Annotated in this window: 13 protein-coding genes and 1 pseudogene; 7 read left to right on the top strand and 7 right to left on the bottom strand. The window is 63.7% G+C overall.

Annotation, left to right across the window (positions count from 1 at the left end; genetic code table 11):
* Positions 1 to 33 precede the first annotated feature (33 nt).
* The 7 genes from AC1D09_RS10205 to AC1D09_RS10175 all read right to left on the bottom strand — a co-directional run bounded on the left by AC1D09_RS10205 (position 34) and on the right by AC1D09_RS10175 (position 9376).
* The gene (locus AC1D09_RS10205; RefSeq protein ID WP_477663109.1) at positions 34 to 2142 is read right to left on the bottom strand and encodes a 3-hydroxyacyl-CoA dehydrogenase NAD-binding domain-containing protein; all 2109 of its coding nucleotides are present in this window, start codon (positions 2140 to 2142) and stop codon (positions 34 to 36) included.
* Between the two features lie 218 nt (positions 2143 to 2360).
* Positions 2361 to 3056 (bottom strand): ABC transporter ATP-binding protein, encoded by a 696-nt coding sequence (locus tag AC1D09_RS10200; protein WP_477663108.1) that lies wholly within the window; start codon positions 3054 to 3056, stop codon positions 2361 to 2363.
* Entirely contained in the window at positions 3056 to 3835 is a 780-nt protein-coding gene (locus AC1D09_RS10195; protein WP_477663107.1) for an ABC transporter ATP-binding protein, read from the bottom strand. Before AC1D09_RS10195 ends, AC1D09_RS10200 begins: the two co-directional genes overlap by 1 nt.
* Positions 3832 to 5124 carry a branched-chain amino acid ABC transporter permease gene (locus AC1D09_RS10190; RefSeq protein ID WP_477663106.1) on the bottom strand — a complete coding sequence of 431 codons (1293 nt, stop codon included), beginning with the start codon at positions 5122 to 5124 and terminating at the stop codon, positions 3832 to 3834. Before AC1D09_RS10190 ends, AC1D09_RS10195 begins: the two co-directional genes overlap by 4 nt.
* A 14-nt stretch (positions 5125 to 5138) precedes the next feature.
* Complete coding sequence (locus AC1D09_RS10185; RefSeq protein ID WP_007874505.1) at positions 5139 to 6092, bottom strand: branched-chain amino acid ABC transporter permease; 954 nt, start codon at positions 6090 to 6092, stop codon at positions 5139 to 5141.
* A gap of 85 nt (positions 6093 to 6177) precedes the next feature.
* Positions 6178 to 7443 carry a branched-chain amino acid ABC transporter substrate-binding protein gene (locus AC1D09_RS10180; RefSeq protein WP_477701067.1) on the bottom strand — a complete coding sequence of 422 codons (1266 nt, stop codon included), beginning with the start codon at positions 7441 to 7443 and terminating at the stop codon, positions 6178 to 6180.
* 304 nt (positions 7444 to 7747) lie between these two features.
* Positions 7748 to 9376, bottom strand: coding sequence for a 3-(methylthio)propionyl-CoA ligase (locus tag AC1D09_RS10175; protein WP_477701037.1), 1629 nt, complete (start codon positions 9374 to 9376; stop codon positions 7748 to 7750).
* Positions 9377 to 9606: 230 nt separating this feature from the next.
* Here AC1D09_RS10175 and AC1D09_RS10170 point away from each other — a divergent pair, with 230 nt between their 5' ends.
* The 7 genes and pseudogenes from AC1D09_RS10170 to AC1D09_RS10140 all read left to right on the top strand — a co-directional run.
* The gene (locus tag AC1D09_RS10170; protein WP_477663103.1) at positions 9607 to 10302 is read left to right on the top strand and encodes a Crp/Fnr family transcriptional regulator; all 696 of its coding nucleotides are present in this window, start codon (positions 9607 to 9609) and stop codon (positions 10300 to 10302) included.
* Positions 10303 to 10345: 43 nt separating this feature from the next.
* Positions 10346 to 11848: a protein adenylyltransferase SelO gene (locus AC1D09_RS10165; protein ID WP_477663102.1), complete on the top strand. Its 1503-nt coding sequence runs from the start codon at positions 10346 to 10348 to the stop codon at positions 11846 to 11848.
* A 29-nt stretch (positions 11849 to 11877) separates the two neighbouring features.
* Positions 11878 to 12291 carry a peptide-methionine (R)-S-oxide reductase MsrB gene (gene msrB / locus AC1D09_RS10160; protein ID WP_074574249.1) on the top strand — a complete coding sequence of 138 codons (414 nt, stop codon included), beginning with the start codon at positions 11878 to 11880 and terminating at the stop codon, positions 12289 to 12291.
* 84 nt (positions 12292 to 12375) lie between these two features.
* Positions 12376 to 13002, top strand: coding sequence for a septation protein A (locus tag AC1D09_RS10155; RefSeq protein WP_477663101.1), 627 nt, complete (start codon positions 12376 to 12378; stop codon positions 13000 to 13002).
* A complete protein-coding gene (locus tag AC1D09_RS10150) occupies positions 12999 to 13292 on the top strand; it encodes a BolA family protein (RefSeq protein ID WP_371327253.1) in 294 nt (97 codons plus the stop codon). Before AC1D09_RS10155 ends, AC1D09_RS10150 begins: the two co-directional genes overlap by 4 nt.
* Before the next feature lie 89 nt (positions 13293 to 13381).
* Complete coding sequence (locus AC1D09_RS10145) at positions 13382 to 14167, top strand: peptidylprolyl isomerase (protein ID WP_477663100.1); 786 nt, start codon at positions 13382 to 13384, stop codon at positions 14165 to 14167.
* A 209-nt stretch (positions 14168 to 14376) separates the two neighbouring features.
* Positions 14377 to 14715: pseudogene (locus tag AC1D09_RS10140) on the top strand (hypothetical protein); the annotation flags it as partial.
* Positions 14716 to 14729 lie beyond the last annotated feature (14 nt).

Raw genomic sequence — 14729 nt, 5'->3', positions numbered from 1 at the left:
TCTGGGTGCGTTGATCTGTGCGGTGCGCTGGGTTCAGACGGTCGGGTTGAAGGTCTTGCCTTCAGCCGCGAGTTTGGCCAGCAGGGGCGCGGGCTTCCAGAATTTGGCGTCGTCCAGCGGGTTCTGGGCGAAGCGGTTCATGCTTTGCACCACGTTGAACAGGCCCAGCTGGTCGGCGTACAGCATGGGGCCGCCGCGGTAGACCGGGAAGCCGTAGCCCATGATGTAGACCATGTCGATGTCGCTGGCCTTGGAGGCAATGCCCTCCTCCAGGATGTGCGCGGCCTCGTTGACCAGCGAGAACACCAGGCGCTGCACGATTTCCTCGTCGGAAATCTTGCGCGGCGTGATGCCCAGGCTCTTGCGGTGGTCCTCGATCATCTTGACGACTTCGGCGTTCGGGATGGCGTCGCGCTTGCCGGGCACATAGTCGTACCAGCCGGCACCGGTCTTCTGGCCGAAGCGGCCTTTTTCGCAGAGCAGGTCGGCCGTCTTGCTGTACTTCATGTCGGGCTTTTCGGTGTAGCGGCGCTTGCGTATGGCCCAGCCGATGTCGTTGCCGGCCAGGTCGCCCATGCGGAAGGGGCCCATGGCGAAGCCGAATTTCTCGATGGCCTTGTCGACCTGCTCGGGCGTGCAGCCTTCGTCGAGCAGGAAACCGCCCTGGCGGCCGTACTGCTCGATCATGCGGTTGCCGATAAAGCCGTCGCACACGCCGGAGACCACGGCCGTCTTGCGGATTTTTTTGCCCACCGCCATCACGGTGGCCAGCACGTCCTTGCCGGTCTTGGCGCCGCGCACCACTTCAAGCAGCTTCATGACGTTGGCGGGGCTGAAGAAATGCATGCCCACCACGTCCTGCGGGCGTTTGGTGAAGGCGGCGATCTGGTTGACGTCCAGCGTCGAGGTGTTGGAAGCCAGGATGGCGCCTGGTTTCATCACGCGGTCCAGTTCCTTGAAGACTTTTTCCTTCACGCCCATGTCCTCGAACACGGCCTCGATCACCATGTCGGCGTCTTTCAGGTCGTCGTAGCTCAGCGTGGTGCTCAGCAGGCTCATGCGCTGCTCGTACTTGTCCTGCTTGAGCTTGCCCTTTTTGACCTGGGCTTCGTAGTTCTTGCGGATGATGCCCAGGCCCTTGTCCAGGGCTTCCTGCTTCATCTCCAGGATCTTGACCGGAATACCGGCGTTCAGGAAGTTCATGGCAATGCCGCCGCCCATGGTGCCCGCGCCTATCACCGCAACGGAGTTGATCTCGCGCTTGGGCGTGTCTTCCGGCACGTCGGGAATCTTGGAGGCGGCGCGCTCGGCCATGAAGATATGGCGCAGCGCGCGGCTTTCGGGCGTCCACATCAGGTTGATGAAGAACTCGCGCTCCAGGGCCATGCCTTCTTCGAATTTCTTCTTGGTGGCGGCTTCCACGGCGTCCACGCACTTGAGCGGCGCCGGGAAGTTCTTGGACATGCCCTTGACCATGTTGCGGGCGAACTGGAAGTAGGCGTCGCCGTTGGGGTGCTTGGCGCGCAGCTCGCGCACCAGCGGCAGCGGCCGGGTATCGGAGATCGACTGCGCGAAGGCCAGGGCTTCCTGGGCCAGCGATTCGGGCGAGGCAGCGAGCTTGTCGAACAGCTTCTGGCCGGGGATTTGCGCGAGCAGCTCGCTCTTGACGGGTTCGCCGCTCACGATCATGTTCAGGGCCGGCTCCACGCCGAGCACGCGCGGCAGGCGCTGCGTGCCGCCGGCGCCGGGCAGCAGGCCCAGCTTGACTTCAGGCAAGGCAATGTTGGTGCCGGGCGCGGCGATGCGGTAATGGCAACCCAGGGCCAGCTCCAGGCCACCGCCCATGCAGACGGTATGGATGGCGGCCACGACGGGCTTGGCGGAATTCTCGACGGCGCGGATCACGCTGAGCAGGTTGGGTTCGGTCAGCGCCTTGGGCGTGCCGAACTCCTTGATGTCGGCGCCGCCCGAGAAGGCCTTGCCGGCGCCGGTGATCACGATGGCCTTGACGGCCGCATCGGCATTGGCTTTTGCCAGGTTGTCGGTCAGGCTCAGGCGCGTGGCGTGGCCCAGGCCATTGACGGGCGGGTTGCTCAGCGTGATGAGCGCGACGGGGCCGTGGACTTCGTAAAGAGTGGTCATTGCGGTGCTTCTTTCCTTGATGGGAGTTTCGGTTTTCAGTTGTCTCGGCTGGCGCTGCGGCCCTGCAAGCCCTGGTGGCGACACCAGCGGTCGCCAAAAAAGTACGACCGTTCTTTTTCTATTGTAGGGGGCGTTTGTGACGGCACAAGGCCTGGGTTGGGGTGTTTGGTCTATTTTTGTCCCTGCGGTGACACGCCCGAGGCAATTCACACAGGTTTTTACACCTCAAGCCACTCTTTGCGGATGTAGACGTCGGCCCGCAGGCTGTCGGGCGTGCCGTCAAACACGATGCTGCCGTGGCCCATGACCAGCGCGCGGTCGGAAATCGCCATGGCAATCGTCAGCTTCTGCTCGATCAGCAGCACCGAAATGCCCTTGGCCTTGAGCGTTTGCAGGTACTGGCCCACCAGTTCGACGATTTTGGGCGCCAGGCCCTCGGTGGGCTCGTCGATGATGATCAGGTCGGGATCGCCCATCAGCGTGCGGCACAAGGTCAGCATCTGCTGCTCGCCGCCCGAGAGCACGCCGGCCTCGGTGTGCTGGCGTTCGCGCAGCCGCGGGAACATCTGGTACATGTCTTCAAACGACCAGCGCGAGCCCTTGCCCGATCCCTTCTGGCCCAGCAGCAGGTTCTGGTGCACCGTGAGCTTGGGGAAGATGTCGCGGTTTTCGGGCACATAACCTATGCCCAGGTGGGCGATCTGGTAGGCCTTCTTGCCGACAATCTCCTGCTTTTTCCAGAGTATGGAGCCCTGGCAGTCGACCAGGCCCATGATGGCCTTGGCCGTGGTGGAGCGCCCCGAGCCGTTGCGCCCCAGCAAGGCGACGATCTGGCCGGGCTGCACGTCGAAATGCACGCCGTGCAGCACATGGCTTTTGCCGTAGAAGGCGTGGAGGTTTTGTATATGCAGCATCAGTGGCCTCCCGCCTGGGCATCTGCAACGGAAGAGCCGAGATAAGCCTCCTGCACGCGCTGGTCGGCGCGCACGGCTTCCGGCGTGTCATAGGCAATGATTTCGCCATACACCACCACCGCGATCTTGTCGGCCAGGCCGAAGACCACGCCCATGTCGTGCTCCACCGTCAACAGGGTCTTGCCCACGGTGACTTCCTTGATCAGGCTGATGAAGCGGCTGGTCTCGGAGCGGCTCATGCCGGCCGTGGGTTCATCGAGCAGGATGACGCTGGCACCGCCGGCAATCGTGATGCCGATTTCCAGCGCGCGCTGCTCGGCGTAAGTCAGGTTGGTGGCCAGCACGTCGCGCTTTTTATCGAGCTTGATCATGGCCATCAGCTCCTCGGCGCGCTGGTTGGCGTCGTCCAGGTCGGCCAGGAAGCGCAAGAAAGTGTATTTGTAGCCCAGGCTCCAGAGCACGCCGCAGCGCAGGTTCTCGAACACGCTGAGCTTGGGGAAGATGTTGGTGATCTGGAAGCTGCGCGACAGGCCCAGCCGGTTGATCTCAAACGGCTTCTTGCCGTCAATGCGCTGGCCGTTGAGCAACACTTCGCCGCTGGTGGGCTCAAAGCGCCCGCTGATGAGGTTGAACAGCGTGGACTTGCCCGCGCCGTTGGGGCCGATGATGGCGACGCGCTCGCCGGCTTTCACCTGCAGGTTGGCGCCGCGGATGATCTCGGTCTTGCCGAAGTTTTTCCGCAAATCCTTCAGTTCAAGCGAACAGGTGATGGCACTCACAACAGCTCCCTCCGCTTGATTTCTTTTTCGATGTCATCTTGTATTTGGCCCCATTGCGTGAGGAATTGCCGGCGCGTGAGTTCAAACAGCCCAAGGCCAGTGGCCAGCACAAAACCCGCGCCCAGCCAGCTGTTGAGATTGGTCGCGTTGAGCCGCACGCCCATGAATCCCAGCTCGGGGCCCAGGGCCGCGTTGAGCTGCAGGTGGTAGACCATCTCGACCATGGCGGCCGCGCCGGCCAGCGCGGTAAAGGCCGTCACGGCCAGGCCCAGGTAACCGACCCACAACTCCCTGAGCTTGCCGAAGGCGGCCACGCGCAGGTTCATCATGATCAGGCTGGCGATGCCGCCGGGCGCATACATCACCATGAACAGGAAGATCAGGCCCACATACAGCAGCCAGGCCATGGACAGCTCCGACAGCAGGATCAGCGCCACCACCAGCAAGCCGGCGCCGATGATGGGGCCGAAGAAAAAGGTCGCCCCGCCCAGGAAGGTGAACAGCAGCAGGCTGCCCGAGCGCACGCCGCTCACGACTTCGGCCGTGACGATTTCCGAGTTGATGGCCGCCAGCCCGCCGCCTATGCCGGCGAAGAAGCCGGCGATGATGAAGGCGTAGTAGCGCACGCGCTGGGTGTTGTAGCCGATGAACTCCACGCGCTCGGGGTTGTCGCGCACGGCGTTCAGGATGCGGCCCAGCGGGGTGCGCGTGAAGGCGAACATCGCGGCGGTGCAGACAAAGCAGTAAAACGCGATCAGGTAGTAGACCTGGATCTGCGGGCCGAAACTGATGCCGAACACCGGCTTGCCGTAGGCCCGGTTGGTGGTGATGCCGCCCTCCCCGCCGAAGAACTCGGGGAACATCAGCGACATGGCAAACACCAGCTCGCCCACGCCCAGCGTGATCATGGCAAAGGTGGTGCCGGCCTTTTTGGTGGTGACATAACCGAGCAGCACCGCGAAGAACAGGCCCGACAGGCCGCCCACCAGCGGGATCAGCGACAGCGGGATGTAGAACGTGCCCTTGCCGGCCAGGTTCATCGCATGCACGGCCAGGAAGGAGCCCAGCCCGGCATAGACCGCATGGCCGAAACTGAGCATGCCGCCCTGCCCCAGCAGGATGTTGTAGCTCAGGCAGATGATGACCAGGTAGCCGGCCTGCGACAGCATGGTGAGCGCCAGGCTGCTCTTGAACATCAGCGGCGCGATGATCAGCAGCAGCGCGTACAGCGTCCACAGCAGCCAGCGGCCGACGTTATAGGGTTTGAATTGGTAGTACGGGGTCGACATGTTCTTCTTTTGCCTCACCCTTCCCGCGTACCGAGCAGGCCCTTGGGCCTGAAGATCAGGATCAGCACCAGGAACAGGAATGGCAGTATGGGCGCCACCTGCGAGATCGTGAGCTTGAGCAGCGGATAACCGAAGGTCTCGGGCGTCACGGTGTAGCTGAACCTGGCCAGCAGCGTCATCAGCGACTGGTCCATCTGCACCGCGAAGGTCTGTATCAGGCCTATCAGCAGCGAGGCCAGGAAAGCGCCGCTCAGCGAGCCCATGCCGCCCACCACCACGACCACAAAGATGATGGCACCCACCGAGCCGGCCATGGCGGGCTCGGTGATGAAGGTGTTGCCGCCTATGACGCCGGCCAGGCCCGCCAGCGCCGCGCCGCCGCCGAAGACCAGCATGAAGACACGCGGCACGTTGTGGCCGAGCGCCTCCACCGTTTCAGGATGGGTCAGCGCGGCCTGGATCACCAGGCCTATGCGGGTGCGCGTGAGCAGCAGCCAGATGCCGGCCAGCATGGCCAGCGAGATGAACATGATGAAGGCGCGCGATTTCGGGAAGTTGGTGCCGAACACCGTGAACAGCGGGCCCTGCAGGCCTTCGGGCAGCACGTAGTTGACGGCCGAGCGGCCCCACACGAGCTGCACCAGCTCCAGCAGCAGGTAGGACAGCCCGAAGGTGACCAGCAGCTCGGGCACATGGCCGAACTTGTGCACCTTGCGCAGGCAAAAGCGCTCGAAAGCCGCGCCCATGGCGAATACCAGCAGCGGCGCCACCAGCAGCGACCACCAAAAGCCTATGACCTGCGAGGTGCTGTAGGCGATATAGGCGCCGACCATGTAGAAGGAAGCGTGCGCGAAATTGAGCACCCCCATCATGCTGAAGATCAGCGTCAGGCCAGAGCTGAGCATGAACAGCAGCAAGCCGTAGCTGAGGCCGTTGAGCATCGCGATGGTGAAGGATTCCAGATTCATCGATAAGCGCCTGTTGCAATAAAAACCGGATGAAAAAAAGGCCCGAACTCGGATCGGGCCTGGGTCCGTCAGCGGGACGCCGGTGTCATCCCGGGCGCTTCATCTGGCACGAGGTGGGCGTGCTGGCCACATAGGGCTCATAGTATTTGACCGGCACAAAGGTGTAGCCTGTGTTCTCGGCATCGTAGGGGTATTTGCCGCCGGCTTTTTCCCATTTGTCGATGTAAAGGCCCTGCTGCAGCTGGTGGTCGGTCTTGCGCATCTCGACGTCGCCGTTAAAGCTCTTGAAGCGCAGGCCTTCCATGGCCTTGGCCACCACGGCCGGCTCGGTCGACTTGGTCTGCGCCATGGCTTCGGTCAGGATGGTGAAGGCGTGGTAGATCGCACCGGTGTAGAAGTCGTCGCTGAACTTCTTTTTGTACTCGGCCTGGATCTGCTGGATCTCGCCGCCCATGTTGAGGTGGTTGTAGGCCACCATGTAGACGCGCCCGGCCGAGCCCGCGCCCAGTGCGGTCGGCGTGCCGGTGACGCCGGCGTAGTAGGTGTAGAACTTGACGTTGTTCAGGCCCGCCTCGTTGGCGGCCTTGACCAGCAGCGAAAGGTCTGAGCCCCAGTTGCCGGTGATCACGGTGTCGGCACCCGACTGCTTGATCTTGGCGATGTAGGGCGCGAAGTCGCGCACCTGGGCCAGCGGGTGCAGGTCTTCGCCGACGATCTGGATGTCGGGGCGCTTGGATGCAAGGTTGGCCTTGGCGAACTTGGCGACCTGCTGGCCGTGCGAGTAGTTCTGGTTGATCAGGTAGACCTTCTTGATGTCCGGCTGCTCCTTCATGAAGGCGGTCAGCGCCTCCATCTTCATGGAGGTGTCGGCATCCAGGCGGAAGTGCCAGTAGTCGCACTTGCTGTTGGTCAGGTCCGGGTCCACCGCGGCGTAGTTGAGGTAGACGACTTCCTTGCCGGGGTTACGTTCGTTGTACTTGGACAGCGCGTCCATGATGGCCAGCGCCGGGCCGGAGCCGTTGCCCTGCACGATGTAGCGCGCGCCCTGGTCGATGGCGGACTTCAGCGCGTTGGTGGTTTCCTGCGGGCTGAGCTTGTTGTCGATGCCGATGATCTCGAACTTCACGCCGGCCTTGTTCTTTTTGCTGAACTGCTCGGCCAGGAACTGGAAGCCCTTGAGCTGGTTGGTGCCGACCGCCGCCATCAGGCCGGACAGTGGGTCCAGCCACGCGATCTTGACGGTCTGGTTCAGGTTCACGGCGCCGCCGGCGGCGGGCGCCGCGACGGCGGCTTTGGCCGGGGCGGCAGCCTTGGCCGGCGCCTGGGCCAGCGTCATGCCGCTGTAGAGCATGGCGGACACCGCCAGGGCGACGCCTGCATGCCGCGCGAAAAATCGGGTTTGGGTTGTCATCCCTTGTCTCCTGAAAATTTATGAATTTGCGAACGAAATCTGACGGTGAGCGGGCAAAGGTTAGGTTAATTAATGCTGCACTGCGTCAGGGAATGCCCTAGCGCTATGTCACCCTTGTGACCCGGGCCTAAGCGGCGAAAACTCTTCAGTACCAGCCGGGGCCGCGGAACCGGCTTTGCCGGGCCGCAGGCGCAGCGCCCCCTCGGGGGGCAGAGAGCTACACGCAGTGAGCGAACGTGGGGGCTCATACCTGTGGCAGCTTGTAATCTTTGAGCATCTCGCGCAGTTTGGTCTTGAGCATCTTGCCGGTGGCGCCCAGCGGGATGGCGTCGACAAAAACCACGTCGTCGGGGATTTGCCATTTGGCGGTCTTGCCGTCGTAAAAGCGCAGAAGCTCATCGCGGGTGACATCCATCCCCGGTTTTTTGACGACCGCGATGATGGGGCGCTCGTCCCACTTGGGATGGGCCACGCCTATGCAGGCGGCCATGGCCACGGCCGGGTGGGCCACGGCGATGTTCTCGATCTCGATGGAACTGATCCATTCGCCGCCCGACTTGATAACGTCCTTGCTGCGGTCGGTGATCTGCAAATAGCCGTCGGGGTCTATGGTGCCGACGTCGCCCGTGGGGAACCAGCCGCCCACCAGCGGGTCGCCGCCCTCGCCCTTGAAGTATTCGCGCACGATCCACGGCCCCTTGACGTGCAGGTCGCCGAAGACCTTGCCGTCCCAGGGCAGTTCCTCGCCATTGGCGTCCACGATTTTCATGTCGACGCCGTAAATGGCGCGCCCCTGCTTGAGGCGTATCTTCATTTTTTCGGCTTCGGGCAGCGCGTCGTGCTTGTTCTTGAGCGTGCACAACGTGCCCAACGGGCTCATCTCGGTCATGCCCCAGGCATGCAGCACCTCCACGCCGTAGTCTTCGCGGAAGGCATGGATCATGGCCGGCGGGCAGGCCGAGCCGCCTATGACGGTGCGCTTCAAGGTGGAGAACTTCAGGCCCGCGGGTTTCATATGGGTCAGCAGCATCTGCCACACCGTGGGCACGCCGGCCGCGTAGGTGACTTTCTCGGCCTCTATCAGCTCGTAGATCGACTTGCCGTCCAGCGCCGGGCCGGGGAACACCAGCTTGGCGCCGGTGAGCGCGGCCGAGTACGGAATGCCCCAGGCGTTGACGTGGAACATGGGCACCACGGGCAGGATGGCGTCGCGCGCCGAGATGCACATCACGTCGGGCAGCGCGGCCGCATAGGCATGCAGCGTGCTGGAGCGGTGGCTGTAGAGCGCGGCCTTGGGGTTGCCGGTGGTGCCGCTGGTGTAGCACATGCTCGAAGCCGTGTTCTCGTCAAAGCTGGGCCAGGTGTAGTCGGCGCTTTGCGCCCCTATCCAGCTTTCATAGCTTTGCAGGTGAGGCACACCCGAATCGGCCGGCAGCTTGTCGGCGTCGCAAAGCGCGATGTAGTGTTTGATGGTCGGGCAGCGGGCATGCACGGCCTGCACCAACGGCAAAAAACTCAGGTCGAAGCACAGCACCTGGTCCTCGGCATGGTTGGCAATCCAGGCGATCTGGTCCGGGTGCAGGCGCGGATTGATGGTGTGCAGCACCCGGCCCGAGCCGCTCACGCCGTAGTACAGCTCCAGGTGGCGGTAGCCGTTCCAGGCCAGCGTGGCGACCCGGTCGCTGAAAGCCAGCTTCAGGCCGTCCAGCGCCTTGGCGACGCGGCGGGCCCGCTGGCCCATGTCCTTGTAGCTGTAGCGATGCAGGTCGCCTTCCACGCGGCGCGAGACGATTTCGGCGTCGCCGTGGTGGCGCTCCGCGAACTCGATCAAACCGGAAATCAGCAGTGGCTGGCTTTGCATCAAACCTAACATCGTCGGCTTTCCTTTCCTGCCCGGTGGGCGTATGGGTGAATCAACTGTCTGCGCGGCCATGGTACCCCCGGGGCTTGCGCGTCAGGCCCCGGGAAAGTCCCCAGCGGCGGCGCCTTGGCGACACCGCGCAGCCTACTGTCGCCGCCTGGCGGGCGGAAGGCAAAGCCTGTCGTCCGGCCGACAGGTTCTAGGTAAATACCCCGTGCCGCGGTCAGAGGACAATTGCGCCCATGCCCTTCGACCTCGCCCCTTTGCCGCATCGCTTCCTCAGCGGCCAGCCCTGGTTCCCCGGCCTGACGGCCGAGCACCAGGCGCGCTTGCTGGAGCACAGCTTCACGCTGGACGGGCGCAAGGGCGAAGTGCTGCTGGGCGCGGGCGCGCCGGTTCAGGGCTGGTATGCGGTGCTGTCGGGCCTGGTGAAGCTGCAAAGCACCTCGCCCGAGGGCCGGGTGTCGGCCTTTCTGGGTGTGCCCGACGGCGAATGGTTTGGCGAGGGCTCGGCGCTCAAGACCGAACCGCGCCGCTACGACGTGATCGCACTGCGCGACACCACGCTGCTGTGCCTGCCGCGCGCCGAATTCGACGAGCTGCTGGCCGGCTCCCTGGACTTCAACCACTACCTGGTCGCCCACCTGAACCGGCGCCTGGCCCAGGCCATGACCATCATCGAGGCGGGCCGCCTGCGCGCGCCCGAGCAGCGTGTGGCGCTCTACCTGAGCCGGGTGTTCTGGCAGGGTAGGCGCAAGCTGCTGCTGTCGCAGGAAGAACTGGGCCACCTGGCCGGCCTGTCGCGCCAGACCGTCAACCGCGTGCTGCAGACCCTGGAAGGGCTGGGCCTGGTGTCGCTGGAGTTTGGCCGCGTGGCCCTGCTCGACGAGCAGGCGCTGGCCGCCTATGCCAGCCGGCCCACGCAGGACAAGGCTTAACCCCTGTCCGGCATGGCTGCCTGGGCGATAGCACAATAAGCCCATGACCCCTGCACTCCCCGCCACCGACGCGCCTGAAGACACACTGGCACAGGTCAACACCTCCGGCCTGACCTGGGTCAACAGCTTTGCCGCCCTGGGCCCGGACTTTTACACCGAACTTCAGCCCACACCCCTGCCCTCGCCCTACTGGGTGGGTAAAAGCCGCGCGCTGGCACGCGAGCTCGGGCTTGAAGACAGCTGGCTGGAATCGGCCGACACCCTGGAAGCCCTGACGGGCAACCGCCAGTTGCCGGGCTCACGGCCCCTGGCCAGCGTCTACAGCGGCCACCAGTTCGGCGTCTGGGCCGGGCAACTGGGCGACGGCCGCGCGCTGCTGCTGGGTGAGATAGATACACCGAACGGCCCGCAGGAAATCCAGCTCAAGGGCGCCGGCAAAACCCCGTATTCGCGCATGGGCGACGGCCGTGCCGTGCTGCGCAGCTCGATTCGCGAGTTTTTGTGCTCCGAGGCCATGCACGGCCTGGGCATTCCGACCACGCGGGCGCTGTGCGTCACGGGCTCAGACGCGCCGGTGCGGCGCGAAGAAATCGAAACCGCCGCCGTGGTGACGCGCGCCGCACCCAGCTTTATCCGCTTCGGGCATTTCGAGCATTTCAGCTACAGCGGCCAGCATGCCCAGCTCAAGGCCCTGGCCGACTACGTCATAGACCGCTTTTACCCCGACTGCCGCGAGGCGCCGCAGCCCTATGCGGCCCTGCTGGAGGCCGTCAGCGCGCGCACGGCCCACCTGATGGCGGCCTGGCAGGCCGTGGGCTTTTGCCACGGCGTGATGAACACCGACAACATGAGCATCCTGGGCCTGACCATAGACTACGGCCCCTTCCAGTTCCTGGACGCCTTCGACCCCAACCATATCTGCAACCACTCGGACGCCCAGGGCCGCTACGCCTACAACCGCCAGCCGAACATGGCCTACTGGAATCTGTTCTGCCTGGGCCAGGCCCTGCTGCCGCTGATCGGCGAGCAGGAACTCGCACTGGCCGCGCTGGAGCCTTATAAAACCCTGTTTCCCGACGCCCTGTACGCGCGCATGCGCGCCAAGCTGGGCCTGGCGGACGAGCAGCCGGATGACAAGGCCCTGGTGGACAACGCCTTCAAGCTGCTGGCCGGCAACAAGGTGGACTACAGCATCTTCTGGCGGCGCCTGAACGGCTTCACGCCGCAAAGCGGCCATGAGCCGGTGCGCGACCTGTTCTTCGACCGCGAATCCTTCAACACCTGGGCGCAGGACTATTCGCGGCGGCTGGCCGGCGTGGACCAGGCACTGCGGGCCGGCCTGATGCACAAGAGCAACCCGAAATTCGTGCTGCGCAACCACCTGGGCGAAGAAGCCATACGCGCGGCGAAACTAAAAGACTTTTCGGGTGTCGATACCTTGCTTGCCCTGCTGCAATCCCCATGTGAGGAGCATCCCGGCCACGAAAGTTTTGCCGGTTTCCCGCCCGACTGGGCGTCCTCGATTGAAATCAGTTGCAGTTCGTAACATCAACGCCACACCACAGGACCCGGAATATGAGCGCCAAGATCCAGAAAACCGACGCCGAATGGAAAGCCCTGCTGGCCGAAAAAGGGGCCGAACCGGCCGCCTTTGAAGTCACCCGCCACGCCGCCACCGAACGCCCCTACACCGGCAAGTACGAAGCCGTCTGGGCCGACGGCAGCTACCACTGCATCTGCTGCGGCGCCAAGCTGTTCGACTCCGAGACCAAATTCGACGCCGGCTGCGGCTGGCCCAGTTTTTCCGAGGAGGCCGTGCCGGGCGCGATCGAGGAAATCGTGGACCGCAAGCACGGCATGGTGCGCACCGAAACGGTGTGCGCCAGCTGCGGCGCGCACCTGGGCCATGTGTTCCCGGATGGGCCGACGCCAACCGGCCTGCGTTACTGCATGAATTCGGCCTCCCTCGATTTCAAACCCAAAGCCTGAGGGCGCACGAAATGCATGGGGGCCGGGCCGCGCGCCCGGCTGGGGATCGTTCAAGGGCCCGCGCTTAGGCCAGATAATCAGCACATGAAACTTCTTTTCGACTTTTTACCCATCGTCCTGTTTTTCGGCATGTTCAAGTACGCCGAAGGCCACAAGGACTGGGCCGCAACGACGGCCACCGACTGGCTAGGTTTTATGGTTTCGGGCGGCGTGGTGGGCCCCTCGGAGGCGCCGGTGCTGCTGGCCACCGTGGTGGTGATCATCGCCACGCTGGCGCAAATCCTCTGGCTCAAGGCGCGCGGCAAAAAAGTGGACACCATGCTGTGGGTCAGCCTGGCGCTGGTCACCGTGCTGGGCGGCGCCACGATTTATTTCCACAGCGAGAACTTCATCAAATGGAAGCCCACGGTGCTCTACTGGGTCATGGGCAGCGCCCTGCTGGTCGGCCAGCTGGTTTTCAAGAAAAACGGCATCAAGTCGCTGATGGGCGCGCAGATGGAACTGCCGGACACCATCTGGCGAGCCGTCAATTTCAGCTGGATAGGTTTTTTTGCCGTCATGGGCATGCTCAACCTGTGGGTGGCCTTCACCTTCTCCACCGACACCTGGGTCAATTTCAAGCTCTTCGGCGGCCTGGGCCTGATGGTGGTGTTTGTGCTGGCGCAGGCGGTGTACCTCAACAAGCACATCAAACCCGGCACCACACCATGATGGCCGGCGTTTCCAGCGCCCTGCCCGTGCGCGCCCATGACATAGAACTGCAGCTGCAGGCGCGGCTGCAGCCCACGCGGCTGGAGGTGCTGGATGAAAGCGCCGCCCATGCCGGGCATTCGGGCGCCAACGCCGAGGGTTACGGCAGCCACTTTCGCATCCGCATCGCGAGCCCGCTCTTTACCGGCCAAAGCCGGGTGGCGCGCCACCGCCTTGTGTATGATGCACTGCAAAATTTCATTGACCAGGGCCTGCACGCCCTGGCGATCGAGATCATCGAGTCACCCTGAAACCCGCGGCGCCTGCGTCACTCCGGCCGCGAAGGCCAGGCACCATCCAGACGCTAACCCAAGCATTCACCAAAGGACTGCAAGACACCATGAAGAAACAATTTGTACTGGCTACCGCTGTTGCGGCCCTGCTGGCCCTGGGCGCCCAAGGCGCCCTGGCGCAAAACCTTGCCATCGTCAACGGCAAGGCCGTTCCCAAGTCCCGCCTGGACTCGCTGGCGCAGCAGGTCGCCAAGTCCGGCCGGCCCGTGACCCCGGACATGGAATCCCAGCTGCGCGAAGAAGTGATCGCGCGCGAGGTCTTCATGCAGGAAGCCGAAAAACGGGGCCTGACCACCAGCGAAGACGTCAAGGTGCAGATGGAACTGGCGCGCCAGACCATCCTGATCCGCGAGCTGTTCGCCGACTACCAGAAGAACAATCCGGTCACCGAAGCCGAAATGAAGGCCGAATACGACAAGTTCGCCGAGGCCAACGGCGGCAAGGAATACAAGGCGCGCCACATCCTGGTGGAAAAAGAAGCCGAAGCCAAGGACATCATTGCCAGCCTGAAAAAAGGCGGCAAGTTCGACGAGATCGCCAAGAAGAAATCCAAGGACCCCGGATCCGGCGCCAAGGGCGGCGACCTGGACTGGGCCAACCCCTCCAGCTATGTGCCTGAGTTCAGCGAAGCGCTGGGCAAGCTGGCCAAGGGCCAGACCACCGAAACCCCGGTGAAGACCCAATTCGGCTACCACATCATTCGTGTCGACGACATCCGCACGGCGCAGCTGCCTTCGTTTGACGAAGTCAAGCCGCAGATCGCCCAGTCGATGCAGCAGCAAAAGCTGGCCGCCTTCCAGGCCGACCTGCGCAAAAAAGCCAAGGTCGAATAAGCGGCACAGCGCCGCGGGCGGCCTGCCCGTTCTGCCTTTTCTGAAAAAGCAGCCCTTGGGCTGCTTTTTTATTGGGGCTCGCTGGATGGGGGTGAACTGCCGATTGACGAAGGTGGCGCGGGCCGTTCCAATAGCTCACCTTCTTGCGCAGGCCCGATGCGCAAGCGCCTTGCTTTTTCTTCATCTTTCGTCCCACCGTCGAGGCGCATATGAATGACTCCACTCCTCCCTCCTCCCCTCACAGTAGCAACCCTGCCCCCAGCCTTCCCCAGCCCGTGCAGGACGCCTTGCAGCGCGGCAACCTGGTCGAAGCCATCCAGCTGATGCGCGCCGGCACCGGCCTGGGCCTGAAGGAAACCAAGGACGCGCTGGAAGCCTATATGCGCGGCGAAGCACCGGCCGGCGGTTTTGCGCCCAAAGCCTTGCCCGCCGGCGCGCCCCTGCCCGCGCAGGTGCGGGAGGCGCTGGACCAGGGCAACAAGATAGAGGCGGTACGGCGCTTGCGGGGCCTGACCGGCATGGGACTCAAGGAAGCCAAGGATGCGGTGGAGGCAGGGGGCAT

The organism is Polaromonas sp. P1_A2, from assembly GCF_056406895.1.
The sequence above is the reverse complement of the archived record's forward strand: the minus strand, read 5'-3'. Positions and strand labels throughout refer to the sequence as shown.